Annotated in this window: 23 protein-coding genes; 15 read left to right on the top strand and 8 right to left on the bottom strand. The window is 55.7% G+C overall.

Annotated features, from left to right (window positions below):
- The 5 genes from EnteroDNA1_RS14550 (at nucleotide 1) to coaD (ending at nucleotide 4,696) form a co-directional block, all read left to right on the top strand.
- The gene (locus EnteroDNA1_RS14550) at nucleotides 1-1,101 is read left to right on the top strand and encodes a glycosyltransferase (protein WP_069303472.1); all 1,101 of its coding nucleotides are present in this window, start codon (nucleotides 1-3) and stop codon (nucleotides 1,099-1,101) included.
- A gap of 11 nt (nucleotides 1,102-1,112) precedes the next feature.
- Nucleotides 1,113-2,102 carry a glycosyltransferase gene (locus EnteroDNA1_RS14545; RefSeq protein ID WP_069303471.1) on the top strand — a complete coding sequence of 330 codons (990 nt, stop codon included), beginning with the start codon at nucleotides 1,113-1,115 and terminating at the stop codon, nucleotides 2,100-2,102.
- Nucleotides 2,103-2,168: 66 nt separating this feature from the next.
- Nucleotides 2,169-3,443, top strand: a complete 1,275-nt coding sequence (waaA, locus tag EnteroDNA1_RS14540) for a lipid IV(A) 3-deoxy-D-manno-octulosonic acid transferase (protein ID WP_029740803.1) — start codon at nucleotides 2,169-2,171, stop codon at nucleotides 3,441-3,443.
- Nucleotides 3,443-4,213: a glycosyltransferase family 2 protein gene (locus EnteroDNA1_RS14535; protein ID WP_045887674.1), complete on the top strand. Its 771-nt coding sequence runs from the start codon at nucleotides 3,443-3,445 to the stop codon at nucleotides 4,211-4,213. Before waaA ends, EnteroDNA1_RS14535 begins: the two co-directional genes overlap by 1 nt.
- A gap of 3 nt (nucleotides 4,214-4,216) precedes the next feature.
- Nucleotides 4,217-4,696 carry a pantetheine-phosphate adenylyltransferase gene (gene coaD / locus EnteroDNA1_RS14530; RefSeq protein WP_023334018.1) on the top strand — a complete coding sequence of 160 codons (480 nt, stop codon included), beginning with the start codon at nucleotides 4,217-4,219 and terminating at the stop codon, nucleotides 4,694-4,696.
- A gap of 2 nt (nucleotides 4,697-4,698) precedes the next feature.
- Here coaD and mutM read toward each other — a convergent pair whose 3' ends face one another.
- The 4 genes from mutM to radC all read right to left on the bottom strand — a co-directional run bounded on the left by mutM (nucleotide 4,699) and on the right by radC (nucleotide 6,894).
- Nucleotides 4,699-5,508, bottom strand: a complete 810-nt coding sequence (gene mutM, locus EnteroDNA1_RS14525) for a bifunctional DNA-formamidopyrimidine glycosylase/DNA-(apurinic or apyrimidinic site) lyase (protein ID WP_023309890.1) — start codon at nucleotides 5,506-5,508, stop codon at nucleotides 4,699-4,701.
- 72 nt (nucleotides 5,509-5,580) lie between these two features.
- Complete coding sequence (rpmG, locus tag EnteroDNA1_RS14520) at nucleotides 5,581-5,748, bottom strand: 50S ribosomal protein L33 (protein ID WP_003024094.1); 168 nt, start codon at nucleotides 5,746-5,748, stop codon at nucleotides 5,581-5,583.
- A gap of 22 nt (nucleotides 5,749-5,770) precedes the next feature.
- The gene (gene rpmB, locus EnteroDNA1_RS14515) at nucleotides 5,771-6,007 is read right to left on the bottom strand and encodes a 50S ribosomal protein L28 (protein ID WP_002436699.1); all 237 of its coding nucleotides are present in this window, start codon (nucleotides 6,005-6,007) and stop codon (nucleotides 5,771-5,773) included.
- 218 nt (nucleotides 6,008-6,225) lie between these two features.
- On the bottom strand, nucleotides 6,226-6,894 hold the full coding sequence (gene radC, locus EnteroDNA1_RS14510) for a RadC family protein (RefSeq protein ID WP_033147044.1): 669 nt from the start codon (nucleotides 6,892-6,894) through the stop codon (nucleotides 6,226-6,228).
- Between the two features lie 172 nt (nucleotides 6,895-7,066).
- Between radC and coaBC the strand changes: the two genes are divergently transcribed.
- The 3 genes from coaBC to slmA all read left to right on the top strand — a co-directional run bounded on the left by coaBC (nucleotide 7,067) and on the right by slmA (nucleotide 9,431).
- Nucleotides 7,067-8,278, top strand: coding sequence for a bifunctional phosphopantothenoylcysteine decarboxylase/phosphopantothenate--cysteine ligase CoaBC (coaBC, locus tag EnteroDNA1_RS14505; protein ID WP_087823747.1), 1,212 nt, complete (start codon nucleotides 7,067-7,069; stop codon nucleotides 8,276-8,278).
- On the top strand, nucleotides 8,256-8,714 hold the full coding sequence (gene dut / locus EnteroDNA1_RS14500; protein ID WP_069303470.1) for a dUTP diphosphatase: 459 nt from the start codon (nucleotides 8,256-8,258) through the stop codon (nucleotides 8,712-8,714). The genes coaBC and dut overlap by 23 nt, the downstream gene beginning before the upstream one ends.
- Nucleotides 8,715-8,834: 120 nt before the next feature.
- Nucleotides 8,835-9,431, top strand: coding sequence for a nucleoid occlusion factor SlmA (gene slmA, locus EnteroDNA1_RS14495; RefSeq protein WP_010426428.1), 597 nt, complete (start codon nucleotides 8,835-8,837; stop codon nucleotides 9,429-9,431).
- A gap of 40 nt (nucleotides 9,432-9,471) precedes the next feature.
- Here the strand turns inward: slmA and pyrE are convergent, their stop codons facing one another.
- Together pyrE and rph are read right to left on the bottom strand one after the other, a co-directional pair.
- Nucleotides 9,472-10,113 (bottom strand): orotate phosphoribosyltransferase, encoded by a 642-nt coding sequence (pyrE, locus tag EnteroDNA1_RS14490; protein WP_010426430.1) that lies wholly within the window; start codon nucleotides 10,111-10,113, stop codon nucleotides 9,472-9,474.
- Nucleotides 10,114-10,180: 67 nt separating this feature from the next.
- A complete protein-coding gene (gene rph / locus EnteroDNA1_RS14485) occupies nucleotides 10,181-10,897 on the bottom strand; it encodes a ribonuclease PH (protein WP_010426431.1) in 717 nt (238 codons plus the stop codon).
- A gap of 125 nt (nucleotides 10,898-11,022) precedes the next feature.
- On the opposite strand from rph, the gene EnteroDNA1_RS14480 reads away from it, so the two are divergent.
- Nucleotides 11,023-11,886 carry a YicC/YloC family endoribonuclease gene (locus EnteroDNA1_RS14480; protein WP_023309886.1) on the top strand — a complete coding sequence of 288 codons (864 nt, stop codon included), beginning with the start codon at nucleotides 11,023-11,025 and terminating at the stop codon, nucleotides 11,884-11,886.
- Nucleotides 11,887-12,092: 206 nt separating this feature from the next.
- Nucleotides 12,093-12,710 (top strand): trimeric intracellular cation channel family protein, encoded by a 618-nt coding sequence (locus EnteroDNA1_RS14475; RefSeq protein ID WP_048980250.1) that lies wholly within the window; start codon nucleotides 12,093-12,095, stop codon nucleotides 12,708-12,710.
- 2 nt (nucleotides 12,711-12,712) lie between these two features.
- Here the strand turns inward: EnteroDNA1_RS14475 and ligB are convergent, their stop codons facing one another.
- The gene (gene ligB / locus EnteroDNA1_RS14470) at nucleotides 12,713-14,383 is read right to left on the bottom strand and encodes an NAD-dependent DNA ligase LigB (protein WP_069303469.1); all 1,671 of its coding nucleotides are present in this window, start codon (nucleotides 14,381-14,383) and stop codon (nucleotides 12,713-12,715) included.
- 251 nt (nucleotides 14,384-14,634) lie between these two features.
- Here ligB and gmk point away from each other — a divergent pair, with 251 nt between their 5' ends.
- The 5 genes from gmk to recG are packed head-to-tail and all read left to right on the top strand — an operon-like array spanning nucleotide 14,635 to nucleotide 20,501.
- Nucleotides 14,635-15,258 carry a guanylate kinase gene (gene gmk / locus EnteroDNA1_RS14465; RefSeq protein ID WP_010426438.1) on the top strand — a complete coding sequence of 208 codons (624 nt, stop codon included), beginning with the start codon at nucleotides 14,635-14,637 and terminating at the stop codon, nucleotides 15,256-15,258.
- Nucleotides 15,259-15,312: 54 nt separating this feature from the next.
- A complete protein-coding gene (gene rpoZ, locus EnteroDNA1_RS14460; protein ID WP_000135058.1) occupies nucleotides 15,313-15,588 on the top strand; it encodes a DNA-directed RNA polymerase subunit omega in 276 nt (91 codons plus the stop codon).
- Between the two features lie 19 nt (nucleotides 15,589-15,607).
- Entirely contained in the window at nucleotides 15,608-17,722 is a 2,115-nt protein-coding gene (spoT, locus tag EnteroDNA1_RS14455) for a bifunctional GTP diphosphokinase/guanosine-3',5'-bis pyrophosphate 3'-pyrophosphohydrolase (RefSeq protein WP_023309883.1), read from the top strand.
- Nucleotides 17,723-17,726: 4 nt separating this feature from the next.
- The gene (trmH, locus tag EnteroDNA1_RS22370; protein WP_069303468.1) at nucleotides 17,727-18,416 is read left to right on the top strand and encodes a tRNA (guanosine(18)-2'-O)-methyltransferase TrmH; all 690 of its coding nucleotides are present in this window, start codon (nucleotides 17,727-17,729) and stop codon (nucleotides 18,414-18,416) included.
- 3 nt (nucleotides 18,417-18,419) lie between these two features.
- A complete protein-coding gene (recG, locus tag EnteroDNA1_RS14445; RefSeq protein ID WP_039263520.1) occupies nucleotides 18,420-20,501 on the top strand; it encodes an ATP-dependent DNA helicase RecG in 2,082 nt (693 codons plus the stop codon).
- A gap of 2 nt (nucleotides 20,502-20,503) precedes the next feature.
- Here recG and gltS read toward each other — a convergent pair whose 3' ends face one another.
- The gene (gene gltS / locus EnteroDNA1_RS14440) at nucleotides 20,504-21,706 is read right to left on the bottom strand and encodes a sodium/glutamate symporter (RefSeq protein ID WP_023309880.1); all 1,203 of its coding nucleotides are present in this window, start codon (nucleotides 21,704-21,706) and stop codon (nucleotides 20,504-20,506) included.
- Nucleotides 21,707-21,902 lie beyond the last annotated feature (196 nt).

Genomic DNA, 21,902 nt, shown 5'->3' with positions numbered 1-21,902 from the left:
ATGCGCATCCTAATGATTATTGATGGTTTACCCGGTGGAGGAGCTGAAAAAACGGTTCTTACACTCTCCCGTGGATTAATAGAAATGGGACATCAGGTCTCTCTATTCTCTCTGCGGAAAGTGTGCGACTACGCCATCCCGGACGGCATCGATTATCAGGTTGTTCAGGACACATGTAAAAAACCGTGGCGAAAGCTGACGGAAATCCCACGCCGCGCCCAACTGCTGGATCAGGCGATTGAGCAAGCTGAGCGCAGCGGCAAATTTGATGTGGTGTTCTCTCACCTGCACAAAACAGACCGCATTGTGTCGCACTGCCGCGCGCTGGAACGTGACAAAGTCTGGTTCTGCGTGCACGGCATGTTCTCGTTTTCCTATCTTCGCCATCGCAGCGGACTTTCGCGCTGGTTTAAACATCTTAAAATCCGTCATACCTACGAAAACCGCAACGTTGTCGCCGTCTCAGGCGCCGTGTTGACAGATCTTTCCGAGACGCTGGCGCTCAATCTTCGACGCAAAGCGGTTATCCATAATCCTTTCGATATTCCTGAAATTCAGCGTCTGGCGGATGCGCCCTTCGAGATGCAGGGAAAGGATTACATTATTCATGTTGGCCGCTTCCATGAGCACAAACGCCACGACCGACTCTTACGTGCGTTCGCCCTGAGTAAAATTGACACAACGCTGGTCATGATGGGCAATGGATCTGACGCTCAAATTCAAAAACTCAAGCAGCTTGCTGCCGAGCTGGGCATTGAAAACAAAACGGTTTTCCGCCCGTTCGAGTCCAATCCCTATCCCTGGATTAAAGGGGCACGCCTTTTAGTGTTAAGTTCTGACTGCGAAGGTTTTGGTAATGTGCTGGTCGAAGCCATTATCTGCCAGACGCCACCGGTCAGTACAAATTGCCCCGGAGGCCCTGCCGAAATCCTCACCGGCGCTTTAGCGCGCGGGCTGGCAGAGTTAAATGACGAGTCACTGGCAAAAACGCTGGCGGATATTTATACCGCCCCACCGGTCGTTGGCGATACAACCATCGCGTCGTTCGGTATCAATGCCATTTGCCAGCAATATATTGCTCTGGTCGACAATCAAAAATAATCAGGTTTCTTATGCAAAATTCTGCCCCATTGCTAAGCGTGGTGGTTGCCGTTTATAACGGTGAAGCTTTCCTGGATCAGTTCTTTACCTGCCTTGTCAATCAACGCATCGACAGCATGGAAGTCATCATTGTCAATGACGGCTCTACTGACCGCTCGATGGAGATCGTCGAAAACTGGCGAGAAAAAATGCCGCAGATGCAGGTTATAGAACAGCAAAACCAGGGCGTATCCATCGCGCGTAACACCGGTCTGGCCGTTGCGACGGGTCAATATCTCTCTTTCCCGGATATTGATGATGTCTTTAAACCCGGCATGTACCAGCGCCTGCTGGATATGGCCGTCACGCAGGATCTGGATGTCGCCACCTGTAACGGGAACTACGTCTGGGAGAATAACAAGAAACCCTCGCGCCCGATCTTCCCTGAAGACAAACTGGCTTCCACAGGGGTCATGGCTGGCCCTGCGTGGTTAAAAATGGCGCTGGATTCACGTAAATTCCTTCACGTCACCTGGCTGAACATCTATCGCCACGACTTTATCCGTAAACACAATTTCCATTTCGAACCCGGCCTGCGCCATCAGGATATTCCGTGGACCACCGAAGTGCTGCTCGCGGCAGAGCGGGTTCAGTACACCAGTGAACGTTATTACGACTACTACATTCACTCTGCATCGGTGTCCCATATGCCGGACAATGACGACACGCTGATTCGCTCCGCGCGTCACTACATGAAAATCCTGCAGATGCTCGACGCCATCAATCAGCGCTACCCGGATAAAGTGAAAGGGATCCCTGCCTGCCACTGGCAAATTGCCAAAGAGGGGTTGGGCATTATTCACACCTTCGACAACATGAAGGATGAGAAGAAGAAATCAATGATTATTAAAGAGTTCTTCGAAACAGGCATCTGGAAACTCATCTGGAAAAGTGCAAAAAGTCCGCGTCTGCGCTGGCGGCTGGGTCGACGTTATTTCCGTTTGAAACGGTATCTGGCATAAGAGATAGCTTTACCTGGCCTAAATGCTTAGAATTTGCCCGCCGAAACTAAAAAAACGGATAATCGCTTGGAATTGTTGTATACCGCTCTGCTCTACATCATTCAGCCACTGGTGTGGCTGAGACTGTTGCTTCGTAGCCGGAAAGCGCCTGCGTATCGTAAACGCTGGGCTGAACGCTATGGCTTCTGCCGCAATAAAGTCGTACCGGACGGTATTTTGCTGCATTCCGTTTCTGTCGGTGAAACGCTGGCGGCGATCCCGCTGGTTCGCGCCCTGCGTCACCGTTACCCTTCGCTGCCAATCACCGTCACGACGATGACGCCAACCGGCTCGGAGCGCGCGTTATCCGCTTTCGGTAAAGACGTGCAGCACGTCTATCTGCCTTACGATCTGCCCTGCGCCATGAATCGTTTCCTGAATACCGTTCGCCCGAAGCTGGTGATCGTGATGGAAACCGAACTGTGGCCGAACATGATTTCCGCCCTGCATGCCCGTAAAATTCCGCTGGTCATTGCCAACGCGCGCCTGTCAGAGCGCTCGGCGAAAGGTTACGGCAAGCTGGGTAAGTTTATGCGCCGCCTGCTGAGCAAAATTACGCTGATTGCCGCGCAGAACGAAGAGGACGCGGCACGCTTTATCTCTCTGGGCCTGAAACGCAACCAGCTTGCGGTAACGGGCAGCCTGAAATTCGATATTTCCGTTACCCCTGAACTCGCCGCCCGTGCGATCACGCTGCGTCGCCAGTGGGCCCCGCGTCGTCAGGTCTGGATTGCCACCAGTACTCATGATGGCGAAGAAGAGATCATTCTGCAGGCTCACCGCAAGCTGCTGGAAAAATTCCCTGATTTACTGCTGATCCTCGTGCCGCGCCATCCGGAGCGTTTTAAAGATGCCCGTGAAATGGTCCAGAAAGGCGGCTTCAGCTTCACGCTGCGCAGCAGCGGTGAAATTCCTTCCGGCAGCACCCAGGTGGTGATTGGCGATACGATGGGCGAGCTGATGCTGCTGTACGGCATTGCTGACCTCGCGTTTGTCGGTGGCAGCCTGGTCGAGCGCGGCGGTCATAACCCGCTGGAGCCGGCAGCCCACGCCATTCCGGTGCTGATGGGGCCGCACACGTTTAACTTCAAAGATATCTGCGCGAAATTACAGCAGGCCGATGGTTTAATTACCGTGACCGATGCGGATTCGGTGGTTAAAGAGGTATCGACCCTTCTGACTGACGAAGATTATCGCCTGTGGTACGGGCGTCATGCCGTCGAAGTGCTGCACCAGAACCAGGGCGCACTGACCCGTCTGCTGCAGCTTCTGCAACCTTATCTGCCCCAGCGGAGCCACTGATGTCAACGCGCCTGTCGGTCGTCATGATCGCCAAAAACGCCGCCGACCTGCTTCCGGATTGCCTGGCGTCGGTTGCCTGGGCTGACGAGATAGTCATTCTCGACTCCGGAAGTACAGACAACACGGTGGACGTTGCCCGGGCAGCGGGCGCAAAAGTCTTTGTCGACGCTGACTGGCAGGGCTATGGCATCCAGCGCCAGCGCGCGCAGGGGTATGCCACAGGTGATTATGTCCTGATGCTCGACACCGACGAACGCATCACGCCTGAGCTTCAGCAGGCCATTCAGGCGGTGATTTCCTCGCCCCAGCCTGGCGCCGTATACAGCATTGCCCGCCGCAACTACTTCCTTGGCCGTTTTATGCGCCACAGCGGCTGGTATCCTGACCGCGTGATGCGCCTCTACGAGCGCGAGCGGTATCAATACAACGACAATCTGGTGCATGAATCCCTGAGCTGCGATAGCGCCCAGGTCATTCCCCTGACGGGCGATTTGCTGCACCTGACCTGTCGTGATTTCGCGAGCTTCCAGCGTAAACAGCTCAACTATGCCACCGCATGGGCTCAGGAGCGTCACCAGCGCGGCAAGAAGGCCTCGCTGACGGGTATCTTCACCCACACGCTGGGCGCGTTCCTGAAAACGCTGCTGCTGCGTGGTGGCGTGCTGGACGGTAAGCAGGGCTGGTTACTCGCGGTAGTGAATGCCCAGTATACTTTCAACAAATACACCGAGCTGTGGGCGCTCTGCCGCGGCTACTCAGAGAAAACGTGAGCCATGAGCACAAAAGCGATTTATCCGGGTACCTTCGATCCGATCACCAACGGTCATCTTGATATCATCACCCGTGCGGCGTGCATGTTCGACAAGGTGATCCTGGCCATTGCCGCCAGCCCCAGCAAAAAGCCGATGTTTGACCTCAACGAGCGGGTACAGCTCGCCACCGATGCCATTTCGCACCTGCCGAATGTTGAGGTGGTCGGGTTTAGCGACCTGATGGCTAACTTCGCCCGCGCTCAGCAGGCAAACATTCTTATCCGTGGTTTACGCGCGGTGGCAGACTTCGAGTATGAGATGCAGCTGGCGCACATGAACCGCCACCTGATGCCGGAGCTGGAGAGCGTGTTCCTGATGCCCTCCAAAGAGTGGTCGTTTATCTCTTCCACGCTGGTAAAAGAGGTGGCGCGTCATCACGGCGATGTCACCCATTTCCTGCCGACGAACGTCCACCAGGCATTGATGGAAAAGCTAAAGTAGCCTTATTTCTGGCACTGACGGCAGTAGAACGTGGCGCGCTGGGCGTGCTTCGTGGCAATCACTGGCGTGCCGCAGACTCTGCACGGTTCGCCTTTACGGCCATACACCTGCAGCTCCTGGGCAAAATAGCCCGGCTTGCCGTCACTTTGCAGGAAGTCCTTCAACGTTGTCCCGCCCTGCTCAATCGAGCGAAGTAATACGGCTTTAATCACCCGGACCAGCAGCTCGCACTCCTGCGCCGACAGCGAAGAGGCCAGCCGATCGGGATGGATCCCCGCCGCAAACAGCGATTCGCTGGCGTAGATATTCCCCACGCCGACCACCAGCTTGTTATCCATCAGCCAGGGCTTAATCGGGCTTTTCTTCTTCGCACACTTCGCCTTGAGGTATTCTGCGTTAAACGCGTCTGAGAGCGGCTCCGGGCCCAGATGCGCCAGCACGTTATGCCCTTCCAGCTCCTTCGTCCACAGCCACGCGCCAAAGCGCCGTGGGTCGGTGTAACGGAGCACTTTGCCGTTGCTCATCACCAGATCGACGTGGTCGTGCTTTTCCGCAGGCAGTTCTTCGGTAAGAATGCGCAGGCTCCCGGACATCCCCAGGTGGATAATAATCCAGCCGTCGGGCAGTTCCAGCAGCAGGTATTTCGCGCGACGCTGTACGCTAAGGACGGGTTTATCGCTCAGGGCATGGATCTCATCGGACACCGGCCAGCGCAGACGTCCATTGCGGACCACCGCGTGAAGAATCGTCGCGCCGACCAGATGGGGCTCAATGCCGCGACGGCTGGTTTCTACCTCAGGTAATTCAGGCATGGTTCCTCCGTTGAGATGCAGAATGCAAAAAACCCCGCAGTTGCGGGGTTTTTCGATACAAGGAGACTAAAATTATTTGATTTTAGCTTCTTTGTACAGTACGTGCTGGCGTACAACTGGATCGAATTTTTTCAGTTCCAGTTTTTCCGGCTTAGTACGTTTGTTCTTCGTGGTGGTGTAGAAGTGACCTGTACCAGCAGAAGAAACCAGCTTGATTTTCTCGCGAATACCTTTAGCCATGATTTATTTCCTCTTTAAGTACTTAGTACTTTTCGCCACGGGCACGCAGTTCGGACAGAACTGTATCGATGCCTTTCTTATCGATTACACGCATACCTTTAGCAGATACGCGCAGGGTGACAAAACGCTTCTCGCTCTCAACCCAGAAACGGTGAGAGTGCAGGTTCGGCAGGAAACGGCGTTTAGTCGCGTTCAGTGCGTGGGAACGGTTGTTACCGGTCACCGGACGCTTGCCAGTAACTTGGCAGACTCGGGACATGTCTATTCTCCAAAAATCAAATTAGCTCGAGCTTCGTATGGGGTATCGGCGCCTCGTCAGGCTTTACAGCCCGGTCATCGCATAGTTCTAAGTGAACTCTCGATTGCCAGGCCCAAATGCCAAACCCGAGATTCTCAAAGGTGGCGTAGTATACGCTGACTCGGCGGTGTGCTCAAGTCCCGAACAGACAAAGATCCCGATGGATCGCGAGAAATAGCCTAAATCCAGCCATGTTCTGCGAAAGAAATGTACTCACCGCGGCCAATTATTAGATGGTCCAGCACACGAATGTCCATGAATTGACAGCATTTGATAATGCGTTCGGTGATTTCTTTGTCCGCTCTGCTCGGTTCTGCACAGCCAGAGGGGTGATTATGCGCGAGGATCACGCCCGCTGCATTCACTTTTATCGCTTCCCGCACAATTTCACGCGGATGCACCTCAACGTGACTCAATGTGCCCGCAAAGAGACAGCTATGTTTCAGCACCCGATTTCTGTTATCGACAAAGATCACCATAAAGATCTCGCGTTCGATATCGGTTAACTGGCTTTGCAGGAATTCGCGCGTCATCGCGGGCGTCAGGATCGGATCTTCCTTCTCCATGCGGACATTGTAAAAACGGCGGGCAAGTTCAGCAATGCCCCTCAGCTGGGCATATTTCGCCACGCCAATTCCCTCAACGTGCTTAAACTGCGCCAGATCGGCGGTCAATAAACCGTACAGCGAACCGAAATGTGCTATCAGCTCTTTTGCCAGCGTAAATACCGTTTTTCCGGGCGTTCCGGTACGTAAAAAGAGCGCCAGCAGTTCATCGTCTTTTAACAGGGTGACGCCATAGCGCAGCAGTTTTTCGCGCGGCAGCAGCTCCTCATCCTCTTCTTCCATGCTCTTTCTCCCCTTTTTAACCTCATGCTGCCACAGGCCAATCCGTCGCTCGACAGCCACATTGCGTTCTTGCGTAGCGCCTCGCAAAGTGGACGAAGGACAAAATCACCCCGCTTTGGGGATTGTGATAAAATGCCCGCTCTCTGGTGAAACCCAACAGGAAAGAATCATGATGAGCCTGGCCGGTAAAAAAATCGTTCTTGGCGTGAGCGGCGGCATTGCTGCTTATAAAGCGCCGGAGCTGGTGCGTCGTCTGCGCGAGCGCGGAGCTGACGTGCGGGTCGCGATAACCGAAGGCGGTAAAGCCTTTATCACTCCCCTGAGCCTGCAGGCCGTTTCAGGATACCCGGTATCTGACAGCCTGCTCGATCCGGCCGCCGAAGCCGCGATGGGCCATATTGAGCTGGGAAAATGGGCAGACCTGGTTATCCTCGCTCCCGCCACGGCTGATTTAATCGCTCGGGTGGCAGCCGGTATGGCAAACGACCTGGTCTCCACCATTTGTCTGGCCACCCCTGCGCCTGTTGCCGTCGTTCCTGCCATGAACCAGCAGATGTACCGTAACGCGGCCACCCAGCACAATCTGGAGACGCTGGCCTCACGCGGCCTGCTTATCTGGGGTCCGGACAGCGGCAGCCAGGCCTGCGGCGACGTTGGCCCGGGCCGCATGCTTGACCCGCTGACGATTGTTGATATGGCCGCAGCCCATTTTTCGCCTGTCAACGATCTGCAACATCTCAACATCATGATTACCGCGGGCCCCACGCGCGAGCCGCTGGATCCGGTGCGCTACATCACCAACCACAGCTCCGGCAAAATGGGCTTTGCGATTGCCGCCGCCGCCGCAAGGCGTGGCGCGAACGTCACGCTGGTGAGCGGCCCGGTATCGCTGCCTACCCCTGCGTTTGTGAAGCGAATTGACGTGACCACCGCGCTGGAGATGGAAGCCGCCGTGCAGGCACATGCGCAAAGCCAGCAGATTTTTATCGGCTGTGCGGCCGTCGCAGACTATCGTGCCGAGACGATCGCCGAGGCTAAAATTAAAAAGCAAGGCGATGAATTAACACTAAAAATGGTGAAAAACCCGGACATTGTTGCCGGCGTCGCCGCACTAAAAAGCCATCGTCCATACGTTGTTGGGTTTGCCGCAGAAACGAATAATGTGGAAGAATATGCCCGGCAAAAACGTACCCGCAAAAACCTCGATTTGATTTGCGCGAACGACGTATCGCTGGCCACACAAGGATTTAACAGCGACAGCAACGCACTGCACCTTTTCTGGCAGGATGGAGATAAAGTCTTACCGCTTGAGCGCAAGGAACTCCTGGGCCAACAATTACTGGACGAGATCGTTACCCGTTATGATGAAAAAAATCGACGTTAAGATTCTGGACCCGCGTGTTGGCGAGCAATTCCCGCTGCCAACCTATGCCACCTCCGGCTCTGCCGGTCTTGACCTGCGCGCCTGTCTCGATGACGCCGTAGAACTGGCTCCGGGTGCCACTACCCTGGTTCCAACTGGCCTGGCAATTCACATTGCTGACCCGTCTCTGGCAGCAGTGATCCTGCCGCGTTCTGGTCTGGGTCATAAGTACGGCGTTGTGCTGGGTAACCTGGTCGGCCTGATCGACTCCGACTACCAGGGTCAGCTGATGGTCTCCGTCTGGAACCGCGGTCAGGACAGCTTCACCATTGAACCGGGCGAGCGTATCGCCCAGATGGTCTTTGTACCAGTGGTACAGGCAGAATTTAACCTGGTGGCAGACTTTGACGCCACCGACCGTGGCGAAGGCGGCTTCGGCCATTCCGGGCGCAAATAACGGCCCGAAAGATACGTATCTCACAGCGTTATAATGCAATAACAAACCGCAAACGCCCGTTTGCGGTCGCTGTGTGGATACCAGCCTGGCAAGTGCTTATTTTCAGGGGTATTTTGTAACATGGCAGAAAAACAAACCGCGAAAAGGAATCGTCGCGAAGAAATACTTCAATCTCTGGCTCTGATGCTTGAATCCAGCGATGGCAGTCAACGCATCACCACCGCTAAACTGGCCGCCTCTGTAGGCGTGTCTGAGGCGGCGCTGTACCGTCATTTCCCGAGCAAGACCCGAATGTTCGACAGCCTGATCGAGTTTATTGAAGACAGCCTGATCACGCGCATCAACCTGATTCTGAAAGACGAAAAAGACACCACCGCGCGTCTGCGTCTGATTGTGCTGCTAATCCTGGGCTTCGGTGAACGCAATCCGGGCTTAACCCGTATCCTCACCGGCCACGCGCTGATGTTTGAACAGGACAGACTGCAGGGCCGCATTAACCAGCTTTTCGAGCGTATTGAAGCGCAGCTGCGCCAGGTACTACGCGAAAAGAAAATGCGTGAAGGCGAAGGTTACACCATTGATGAAACGCTGCTGGCGAGCCAGATTCTGGCGTTTTGTGAAGGGATGCTCTCCCGCTTTGTGCGTAGCGAATTCAAATACCGTCCAACGGACGATTTTGACGCCCGCTGGCCGTTAGTGGCTGCTCAGTTGCAGTAATCCGTAAGCCCGGTAAGCGTAGCGCCACCGGGCAATTTAATTACACCCCGAACTCTTCCCGGTACGCACGTACCGCCGCCAGATGGTCCGCCATCTCAGGCTTCTCTTCCAGATACGCAATCAGGTCTTTCAGGGTAATAATCGACGTCACTTTGCAGCTGTAATCGCGTTCGACTTCCTGAATAGCGGAAATTTCACCGCGACCACGCTCCTGACGATCCAGAGAAATCAGCACGCCAGCAAGCGTCGCACCGTTGGCCTGAATAATCTCCATCGATTCACGGATCGCCGTACCCGCGGTAATCACGTCATCGACCAGCATGACGCGGCCCTGCAGCGCGCTGCCGACCAGATTCCCGCCTTCGCCATGGGTTTTGGCCTCTTTGCGGTTAAAGCAGTACGGCACGTCGCGGTCATGGTGTTCCGCCAGCGCCACCGCGGTGGTGGTCGCAATCGGAATGCCTTTATAGGCCGGGCCAAACAGCAGGTCAAAATCAATCCCGGAATCCACCAGCGCTTCGGCATAGAAACGGCCTAACAGTGCCAGATCGCGCCCGGTATTAAACAGCCCGGCGTTGAAGAAATAGGGACTTTTACGCCCGGATTTCAGCGTAAATTCGCCAAACTTAAGTACCTGCTTGTTAAGCGCAAACTCAATAAACTGGCGCTGATACGATTTCATGGATTTGCTCCTTTGGTTTTTCTGTCTTACAGGCAAAAAAAAGGCGACTCATTGGTCGCCTTTAAAATCAATTTTCTAACGCCGCTTTCTGCGTCGTTACAATGGATTCGATTCCCCCTCGGGCTAACGCCAGCAGGGAGAGAAGCTCTTCGTGGGTGAACGGCTCGCCTTCCGCCGTGCCCTGCACCTCAATGATGCGACCGTCTTCGGTCATCACCACGTTCATGTCGGTTTCGGCTGCGGAGTCTTCAACGTATTCCAGATCGCAAAGCGCTTCGCCGTTAACGATACCTACAGAAACCGCCGCAACCATGCCTTTCATAGGGTTGGTTTTCAGCTTACCGGCCGCAACCAGCTTGTTCAGGGCATCGGCCAGCGCCACGCAGGCGCCGGTAATGGACGCGGTACGCGTGCCACCGTCAGCCTGAATCACGTCGCAGTCCAGCGTGATGGTGAATTCGCCGAGGATTTTCAGGTCAACGGCGGCGCGCAGCGCACGCGCGATCAGACGCTGAATCTCCATGGTACGACCGCCCTGCTTACCCTTTGCCGCTTCACGGGCATTACGGGTATGGGTCGCACGCGGCAGCATGCCGTATTCTGCGGTGATCCACCCCTGGCCCTGACCTTTCAGGAAGCGCGGAACGCCTTCTTCGATGGAGGCGGTGCACAGCACTTTAGTGTCACCAAACTCAACCAGCACGGAGCCTTCAGCGTGTTTTGTATAGTTACGGGTCAGGGTGACGGGACGCACCTGGTTGGCGCTACGACCTGATGGACGCATGATGGATTCTCCGGCTTGAAACGAATGTGGCTGCGCATTATACGGATAAAGGACGCTTATTCCTATCCTGAGAAGCCCCCGAAAGCTATAATCCCCCCATCTCTCCTTTAAAAACGGGAATGTCTATGATCCGCAGTATGACCGCCTACGCCCGGCGTGAAATCAAGGGTAGCTGGGGCAGCGCCACATGGGAAATGCGCTCGGTAAACCAGCGTTACCTGGAAACGTATTTCCGTATGCCGGAGCAGTTCCGCAGCCTTGAGCCTGTCGTACGTGAACGTATCCGTACGCGTCTGACGCGCGGAAAAGTGGAATGTAACCTGCGCTTTGAGCCTGATGCGAGCGCACAGGGCGAGCTCATCCTCAACGAAAAACTGGCAAAACAGCTCGTGAATGCGGCGAACTGGGTCAAAATGCAGAGCGATGAAGGCGAAATCAACCCGGTTGATATTCTGCGCTGGCCTGGCGTCATGGCCGCCGGTGAGCAGGATCTGGACGCCATTGCCGCTGAAATCCTGGCAGCTCTCGACGGCACGCTGGACGACTTTATCGTTGCCCGCGAAACCGAAGGCCAGGCGCTGAAAGCGATGATTGAGCAGCGTCTTGAAGGCGTGAGCACCGAAGTAGCGAAAGTCCGCACCCATATGCCAGAAGTGCTGCAATGGCAGCGCGAGCGCCTTGTCGCCAAACTGGAAGAAGCGGAAGTTCAGCTGGAAAACACCCGTCTGGAACAAGAACTGGTGCTGATGGCGCAGCGTATCGATGTCGCTGAAGAGCTGGACCGTCTGGAAGCGCACGTTAAAGAAACCTACAACATTCTGAAGAAAAAAGAAGCTGTGGGCCGCCGTCTGGACTTTATGATGCAGGAGTTCAACCGCGAGTCGAACACCCTGGCGTCTAAGTCGATCAATGCAGAAGTGACGAATTCAGCGATTGAGCTGAAAGTGCTGATTGAACAGATGCGCGAGCAGATCCAGAACATCGAGTAATGCTTTTCGGGTGGTGTCGACAGCACCACCCATTACTATTTCTAATCCATCTTAACGCCCATTTTGTCGCTTTACCGCCTTTCATCAAGCTTTATCTATAGAACTTGATAAAAATTTATAGGGCAAACTGGCTCGCCTTAGAAAATCTCAATCGTGATCTTGCGCACAAATCGCTAACCTCCCCCCGCGTTCACACCGGAGGGTATATGCTGCTTCACATCCTTTATCTCATTGGCATCACCGCAGAAGCCATGACCGGCGCGCTTGCCGCCGGACGTCGTCGTATGGATACCTTCGGCGTGATCATTATTGCTACGGCGACCGCGCTGGGCGGCGGTTCCGTGCGCGATATTCTGCTTGGCCATTACCCGCTCGGCTGGGTTAAACACCCTGAATACGTGATTATCGTGGCAACAGCCGCCGTGTTAACCACCATAGTGGCGCCCGTTATGCCCCATCTTCGCCGCCTGTTCCTGGTGCTTGATGCGCTGGGGCTGATCGTCTTTTCGATCATCGGTGCGCAAATCGCGCTCGATATGGGGGAAGGACCGGTTATCGCCACCATCGCCGCCGTGGTCACGGGCGTATTCGGCGGCGTGCTGCGCGATATGTTCTGCAAACGCATCCCCCTGGTCTTTCAAAAAGAGCTGTATGCCGGCATCTCCTTTGCGGCAGCGGTGCTTTATATCGCTCTGCAGCATTATGTTTCTAACCATGACGTGGTGGTCATCTCGACGCTGCTGTTTGGCTTTACGGCCCGCATGCTGGCGCTGCGTCTGAAGCTCGGACTGCCCGTTTTTCATTACAAACACAGCACCCACTAGCTTCAGAACCCGTTGATGTGCTGTTCAGCGAGCCATTTCGCCAGCACATCAATCTGAGGCGCGTGAATCCAGTTTACGATTTGTCGCGCTTTCTCCTCTCCCGTTCCCGGCAGGGTCTGCCAGTCGTTTGCGTTGCGCCCGCTCATCTTCTGCCACGATATGTCTCCCATCGCCTTCAGCGAAGCCTGGGTCAATGGCACACCCATTGCCATGAGCCAGCGGATAAACGGCTTCTCGCGCACCAGATTAAATCGGTGCCAGAGCGCCAGCCCGCGTGCTGAGGAAAACCCCGGTGTAGCCTGCAGCTGCGCCTGCGTTAATAACAGCCATGAAAAGAGATGTTCAAAACGATGTGCCTGCCAGAGGGTCCGCCAGCCTGACTCACCTAATCCTTCAATATCAAGTACCTGCTTTGAACTGAGCCAGGTCAGCCGGGCAAAGAACTGCTCCATACACTCCGGCGAAGCATAGAAACAGCTAAGAGCATGATAGCGTGAGGCCGGTGGCTCTGGTTTATGTCTGTCAGTCCCGCGCCAGAGCACCTTATCAAACCGGGGGATACCCTGCCCGGCCAGGCTGATCTGTATCTGATCCCCTGGAGCAATATCCATATTCTGCCAGCGCCCAACCGAGCCCAGACTCACCCGCTGCACCTGTTTATCATCCAGTTGCACGGGTTCCAGCGCTGCTACAACGGAAATTTTGCCCGTGCGCCCCACGGAAAAATGAATATCACTCACCTCAGCGACCTGGGCTGCGGGAGGATATTTCCACGCGACAACCCAGTGGCCTTCTCCCGGTAACCACTCTTCGCCCGCAGGTTCATCCTCCGAACGCACCACAATGCCATCCGTGGCAAAGGGTAATGCGGTCACGTACCAGTCCGCGCGCTGTTTCTCGACGGCATCGACAGATTCGGCGGGTAGCGTATACCGTGCCGACAGCGTAAAACCGGCCTGAGACAGTTCAGCTAAAGATGTACGCATATCTTTCGGTCCGTCCGGCCAGGCCCAGATGAATACGCCGATCTTGCTCAATAGCGAGTTATCCTTTTGCCGCATCATCGCCCCCGCCACCTTTGCGCGAGCGTTCATTCCGCCCAACTGGCTCTGAATGTGGTTGTCGCGTAACCAGTAAAGCTCGCCCTGCAAGACGCTATTCGCCAGCGTGCCGGTGAGATTTTGCGGAACAGACGGGATTAAACGTACCTTCCCGGTCCAGTCTTCCCCTTTGAGGCCATCACCACGACTGATAGCCTGGGTTAACTTTCCGTTGCGATAGACCAGCGTTACCGCCACACCGTCAATTTTGGGCTGCAGCCACAGATGCTGTCGGACACGCATCCACTGTCTCAACTCCTCTTTGCTGGCCACTTTATGTACGCCCGTATGGGCAACAGGATGTTTTACGCTTCCCGCCAGCGCAGGGAGTTTCTCCTCTGAAGGCTCACTGCCAAAACAGCGCTGCCACTGCGTTAACCGCCCGTGAAGCTGGTCGTAAACCTCGTCGTTGATCTCGCTCACGCCCTGCTTCCAGTAGGCCTCATCCCAGCGTTTGATTTGGGCGCTTAACGACGCCATCTCTTTTTCTGCTTTTGCCTGCGACCACACCGGACACACCGCCGCGCCATAGCCACACCACAACAGCATTAACCCGCTTATCCATCGCCACATCGCTACCCCTCCTATGCATTGCCGGAGGTATACCCGGATACCTGAAACAACGCTAACGGCAACGTTTCACAATGCGAGACGCTATCCGGTGTTTCTTTTGGTTGCTGAAAACCACAGATAAAACCTGAAAACGGCACGCAAAATTCAATAATCCAGGGGAAAAAGTGTGACAAAGGCTACGTCACACGGCGGTGACGTGTATAATAAGCCCGTATGTAGGACTTCTTCGTTAACACATACAAAAGACTCTCATGGCTCAAGGCACGCTTTATATTGTTTCTGCCCCTAGTGGCGCGGGTAAATCCAGCCTTATTCAGGCACTGTTAAAAACCCAACCGTTGTACGACACACAGGTTTCTGTTTCTCACACCACGCGAGCGCCGCGTCCGGGTGAAGTGCACGGTGAACACTATTTCTTTGTGGATCACGACGAATTCAGAGCGATGATCGGCAGAGACGCGTTTCTTGAACACGCTGAAGTATTCGGTAATTACTACGGTACCTCGCGTGAAACCATTGAGCAGGTTCTGGCCACAGGCGTAAATGTGTTCCTGGATATCGACTGGCAGGGCGCACAGCAAATTCGCAAGAAAATGCCTGACTCGCGCAGTATCTTTATTTTACCGCCATCGAAAGATGAGCTGGATCGCCGCCTGCGTGGCCGCGGTCAGGACAGCGAAGAAGTCATCGCAAAGCGTATGGAACAGGCTGTTGCAGAAATGAGCCATTACGCGGAATATGATTACCTTATTGTGAATGATGATTTTGATGCCGCATTGAGCGATCTCAAAACCATTCTTCGTGCAGAACGTCTGCGTATGAGCCGCCAGAAGCAGCGACATGACGCATTAATCACCAAACTGTTGGCAGACTGAACCCACTTTCAGTATCATGCCCAGTCATTTCTTCACCTGTGGAGCATTTTAAGTATGGCACGCGTAACTGTTCAGGACGCTGTAGAGAAAATTGGTAACCGTTTTGACCTGGTGCTGGTCGCCGCGCGTCGCGCTCGTCAGATGCAGGTAGGCGGTAAAGATCCGCTGGTACCGGAAGAAAACGATAAAACCACCGTTATTGCACTTCGCGAAATCGAAGAAGGTCTGATCAACAACCAGATCCTCGACGTGCGTGAGCGCCAGGAGCAGCAAGAGCAGGAAGCCGCAGAACTGCAGGCCGTAACCGCTATTGCTGAAGGTCGTCGTTAATTAAACCTGCGGGTCGCCCTTGTATCTGTTTGAAAGCCTGAATCAACTGATTCAAACCTACCTGCCTGAAGACCAGATTAAGCGTCTTCAGCAGGCGTATCTCGTTGCACGTGACGCTCACGAGGGCCAGACACGTTCAAGCGGTGAACCCTATATCACGCACCCGGTAGCGGTGGCCTGTATTCTGGCCGAGATGAAACTCGACTACGAAACGCTGATGGCCGCTCTGCTGCATGACGTGATCGAAGATACCCCTGCCACTTATCAGGACATGGAACAGCTGTTTGGCAAAAGCGTTGCCGAACTGGTGGAAGGGGTCTCTAAGCTTGATAAGCTGAATTTCCGCGACAAGAAAGAGGCGCAAGCCGAAAACTTCCGCAAGATGATTATGGCGATGGTGCAGGATATCCGCGTCATTCTCATCAAACTCGCTGACCGTACCCACAACATGCGCACGCTGGGCTCACTTCGCCCGGATAAACGTCGCCGCATTGCCCGTGAAACCCTCGAAATCTACAGTCCGCTGGCGCACCGTTTAGGTATTCATCACATTAAAACCGAGCTGGAAGAGTTGGGTTTTGAAGCGTTGTACCCGAACCGCTATCGCGTGATTAAAGAGGTGGTGAAAGCCGCACGCGGTAACCGTAAAGAGATGATTCAAAAAATCCTCTCGGAAATTGAAGGGCGCTTACAGGAAGCGGGAATTCCGTGCCGCGTCAGCGGTCGCGAAAAACATTTGTACTCCATCTACTGCAAAATGGTGCTCAAAGAGCAGCGTTTTCACTCGATCATGGATATCTACGCCTTCCGCGTAATTGTCCACGACTCGGACACCTGCTATCGCGTGCTGGGGCAGATGCACAGCCTCTACAAACCGCGTCCGGGCCGCATGAAAGATTACATCGCCATTCCAAAAGCGAACGGCTATCAATCTTTGCACACCTCGATGATCGGGCCACATGGCGTACCTGTTGAGGTGCAAATTCGCACCGAAGACATGGACCAGATGGCAGAGATGGGTGTTGCCGCACACTGGGCGTATAAAGAGCACGGTGGCGAAAGCAGCACGACCGCACAAATCCGCGCCCAGCGCTGGATGCAAAGCCTGCTAGAGCTTCAGCAGAGTGCGGGTAGCTCATTTGAATTTATCGAGAGCGTTAAATCCGATCTCTTCCCGGATGAGATTTACGTTTTCACCCCAGAAGGTCGCATTGTCGAACTGCCTGCGGGCGCCACGCCGGTCGACTTCGCTTACGCCGTGCATACCGATATCGGGCATGCCTGCGTCGGCGCGCGTGTCGACAGACAGCCTTATCCGCTGTCTCAACCGCTCTCCAGCGGCCAGACGGTAGAAATTATTACCGCACCGGGCGCACGTCCGAACGCGGCCTGGCTGAACTTTGTCGTGAGCTCCAAAGCACGCGCCAAAATTCGCCAGCTGCTGAAAAACCTCAAGCGCGATGATTCCGTCAGCCTGGGGCGTCGTCTGCTCAACCATGCGTTGGGCGGTAGCCGTAAGCTGGCTGAAATTCCGCAGGAGAACGTCCAGCGTGAGCTGGAACGCATGAAGCTTGCGTCGCTTGACGACCTGCTGGCAGAGATTGGCCTCGGCAACGCCATGAGCGTGGTGGTGGCGAAGAACCTGCAGCAAGGCGACACGACAGCGGTGCCTGCAACCACGCAAAGCCACGGACACCTGCCGATTAAAGGCGCAGACGGGGTGCTGATCACCTTTGCAAAATGCTGTCGTCCAATTCCTGGCGACCCGATTATTGCGCATGTCAGCCCGGGTAAAGGGCTGGTTATCCACCACGAGTCCTGTCGTAACATTCGCGGCTACCAGAAAGAAGCCGAGAAGTTTATGGCGGTCGAGTGGGATAAAGAGACCGCGCAGGAATTTATCACCGAAATTAAGGTGGATATGTTCAACCATCAGGGTGCCCTGGCGAACCTGACGGCAGCGATCAACACGGCTTCATCCAACATTCAGAGCCTGAATACGGAAGAAAAAGATGGCCGCGTGTACAGCGCCTTTATTCGTCTGACCGCCCGCGACCGCGTGCATCTGGCGAATATTATGCGCAAAATCCGCGTCATGCCGGACGTGATTAAAGTCACCCGAAACCGAAACTAGGTTTATGAATTCACAACGTTATGCACGTATCTGCGAAATGCTCGCCAGGCGTCAGCCTGACCTGACGGTCTGCATGGAGCAGGTGCATAAACCTCATAACGTCTCTGCTATCGTCCGTACCGCAGATGCCGTCGGTGTGCATGAAGTGCACGCCGTCTGGCCGGACGGCCGTATGCGCAATACGGTCTCGGCGGCGGCAGGCAGCAACAGCTGGGTGTCTGTCAAAAATCATCACACCATTGGCGAAGCCGTATCGCACCTGAAAGGGCGCGGGATGCAGATCCTCGCCACTAACCTGTCCGCTAAAGCCGTAGATTTCCGCGAGATCGACTACACCCGCCCGACCTGCATTTTGATGGGTCAGGAGAAAACCGGGATCACCCAGGAAGCGCTGGATCTGGCGGATCGTGACATCATCATTCCGATGATCGGCATGGTCCAGTCTCTCAACGTCTCCGTGGCGTCCGCGCTCATTCTGTATGAAGCGCAGCGCCAGCGTCAGAACGCCGGGATGTACGAGCGCAGCAACAGCATGCTGCCGGAAGAGGAACAGCAGCGCCTGCTGTTTGAAGGTGGTTATCCGGTGCTGGCTCGCGTTGCGAAGCAGAAAAAATTGCCTTACCCCCACGTCAACGCGCAGGGCGAAATTGTAGCCGATGCCGAGTGGTGGGCCACCATGCAGTACGCCGGGTAAGCGATGAAAGGCCGCCTGCTGGATGCTATCCCGCTTAACAGCCTGACGGGCGTGGGCGCGGCGCAAAGTAATAAGCTGGCAAAAATTGGCCTGCACACCGTTCAGGATCTCCTGCTTCACCTCCCCCTGCGTTACGAAGACCGCACCCAGCTCTACAAGATTGGCGATCTTCTTCCCGCCATTTACGCCACCGTTGAAGGCGAAGTCCTGAACTGCAACATCACCTTCGGCGGACGCCGGATGATGACCTGCCAGATCAGCGACGGTACCGGCATTCTCACCATGCGTTTTTTCAACTTCAGCGCGGCGATGAAAAACAGCCTGGCGACGGGCCGCAGGGTGCTGGCCTATGGCGAAGCCAAACGCGGGAAATACGGCGCAGAGATGATCCACCCGGAGTACCGCGTGCAGGGCGATCTCAGCACGCCGGAAATGCAGGAGACGCTTACCCCGGTTTACCCGACAACCGAAGGCATCAAGCAGGCGACGCTGCGTAAGCTCACCGATCAGGCACTGGAGCTGCTGGATACCTGCGCCATTACCGAGCTGCTGCCGCCCGAGCTGGCGCAGGGCATGATGAGCCTGCCCGAGGCGCTGCGCACCCTGCACCGCCCGCCGCCAACGCTGCAGCTCAGCGATTTAGAAAGCGGCAAACACCCCGCACAACAGCGTCTTATCCTTGAGGAATTACTGGCCCATAACCTGAGCATGCTGGCGCTTCGCGCGGGCGCGCAGCGTTTCCACGCTCAGCCGTTAAGCCAGAATGATGCGCTCAAAGATAAGCTGCTGGCCTCTCTGCCGTTTAAGCCCACCGGCGCGCAGGCGCGCGTCACCGCCGAGATTGAACGCGATATGGCGCTCGACGTGCCGATGATGCGCCTGGTTCAGGGCGACGTGGGCTCCGGTAAAACGCTGGTTGCCGCCCTGGCGGCCCTGCGCGCGATTGCTAATGGTAAACAGGTGGCGCTGATGGCGCCGACCGAGCTGCTGGCTGAACAGCACGCCAACAATTTCCGCGCCTGGTTTGCGCCGCTCGGAATTGAAGTGGGCTGGCTTGCCGGGAAGCAAAAAGGCAAAGCGCGCCTTGCGCAACAGGAGGCTATTGCCAGCGGGCAGGTGCAGATGATTGTCGGCACGCACGCCATCTTCCAGGAGCAGGTGCAGTTTAACGGTCTTGCGCTGGTGATTATCGACGAGCAGCACCGCTTCGGCGTACATCAGCGTCTGGCGCTCTGGGAAAAAGGCCTGCAGCAGGGCTTCCACCCGCATCAGCTGATCATGACCGCTACGCCGATCCCACGCACCCTGGCGATGACCGCCTACGCCGATCTGGATACCTCCACCATTGACGAACTGCCGCCGGGCCGTACGCCGGTCACCACGGTCGCCATTCCCGACACGCGCCGCAGCGATATCATTGACCGCGTGCGCAACGCCTGCACCCAGGAAGGGCGTCAGGCCTACTGGGTCTGTACGCTGATTGAAGAATCTGAACTGCTGGAAGCGCAGGCTGCCGAAGCAACGTGGGAAGAGCTTAAGCTGGCGCTGCCCGAGCTGAACGTGGGTCTGGTTCACGGACGCATGAAGCCCACCGAAAAGCAGGCGGTGATGCAGTCATTCAAACAGGGTGATTTGCATCTGCTGATTGCCACCACGGTGATCGAAGTCGGCGTGGACGTCCCCAATTCCAGCCTGATGATCATCGAAAACCCGGAGCGTCTCGGCCTTGCCCAGCTCCACCAGCTGCGCGGGCGCGTCGGCCGCGGCGCGGTTGCGTCCCACTGCGTGCTGCTCTACAAAGCCCCGCTTTCCAAAACCGCCCAGATGCGTCTGCAGGTGCTGCGCGACAGCAACGACGGTTTTGTGATTGCGCAAAAAGACCTGGAGATCCGCGGCCCGGGCGAACTGCTGGGCACGCGTCAGACGGGTAACGCAGAATTCAAAGTAGCGGACTTGCTGCGCGATCAGGCCATGATCCCCGAGGTTCAGCGCCTCGCCCGCCATATTCATGAACGCTACCCTGAACAGGCGGCAGCGTTAATTGAGCGCTGGATGCCGGAAACCGAGCGGTATTCCAACGCCTGATTTCAGGCAAACATCGGCAGCATCAGGTACAGCTTGATTACCAGCGCGTTCACGATATCAATAAAGAACGCCCCTACCATCGGGACCACCAGAAACGCCATGTGCGATGGCCCGAACCGTTCGGTGATCGCCTGCATGTTGGCGATAGCCGTTGGAGTGGCCCCCAAACCAAACCCGCAGTGACCCGCTGCCAGCACCGCCGCATCGTAGTTTTTGCCCATCATGCGCCAGGTCACGAACATGGCGTACAGCGCCATAAACAGCGCCTGCACCGCCAGTATCGCCACCATCGGCAGCGCCAGCGAGGCCAGCTCCCACAGCTTGAGGCTCATCAGCGCCATCGCCAGGAACAGCGACAGGCAGACATTGCCGAGCACCGATACCGCCCGTTCAAACACGCGGTAGAAGCCCATCAGCGCCAGACCGTTGCTCAGGATCACCCCGATAAACAGCACGCAGACAAACGTCGGCAGTTCAAACGCGGAACCCGCCAGCCATTGCGCAACCACTTTGCCCACGGTCAGGCAGATGGCGATCGTCGCGATAGTTTCAATCAGCACCAGCGAGGTGATGCTGCGGCCAACGTCCGGCTTTTCGAAGGCGGTCGGCACCAGCTCATCGTCCGGCCTGCCGTTCGGCGTGGTGGAGTGCTTAACCAGATACCGCGCCACCGGGCCGCCAATCAGGCCACCCAGCACCAGGCCAAAGGTCGCACAGGCCATCGCCACTTCCGTCGCGTTTTCAAACCCGTAGCGCTCGATGAACAGCTTGCTCCACGCGGCCCCGGTTCCGTGACCGCCCGAAAGGGTAATCGACCCCGCCAGCAGACCCATCAGCGGATCCAGCCCCAGCAGCGTTGCCATGCCGATGCCAATGGCGTTTTGCATCAGCAGCAGCCCCACCACCACAATCAGGAATACGCCGAGCACCTTACCGCCCGAGCGCAGGCTCGCCAGGTTTGCGTTCAGGCCGATAGTGGCAAAGAAGGCCAGCATCAGCGGATCTTTCAGGGACATATCAAAATCGATTTCCCAGCCCATGCTTTTTTTCAGTATCAGCAGGGCCAGCGCCACCAGCAGGCCACCGGCGACAGGTTCAGGAATGGTGTATTTCTTCAGAAGGGAAACGCTGTGTACCAGCTTGCGACCAAGCAGAAGAACCAGCGTTGCGGCAACAAGGGTCGACAACGTATCGAGATGAATCATAAAAGGCTCCTGTTATGCGCGTGTTCCATACACATGCGGCGTTATCCTGGGCCGGTTTGCGCTCTTCATGAGCCCCGGCGCAAAAAGTGTAATTTTTTTTCCCCACGCGTTGTAGAAAACCTGCTCACAGCGGCAGATTTTCTTCCCTTTTTTTGCTGGCAATCGTTTGCTTTTACCAGGTGGTCAGATAAAATGC

Source organism: Enterobacter sp. HK169, assembly GCF_001719105.1.
In the GTDB taxonomy this organism is placed as follows: domain Bacteria; phylum Pseudomonadota; class Gammaproteobacteria; order Enterobacterales; family Enterobacteriaceae; genus Enterobacter; species Enterobacter asburiae_B.
Note: the sequence above shows the minus strand (reverse complement) of the source record. Positions and strands in the feature narration are given on the sequence as shown.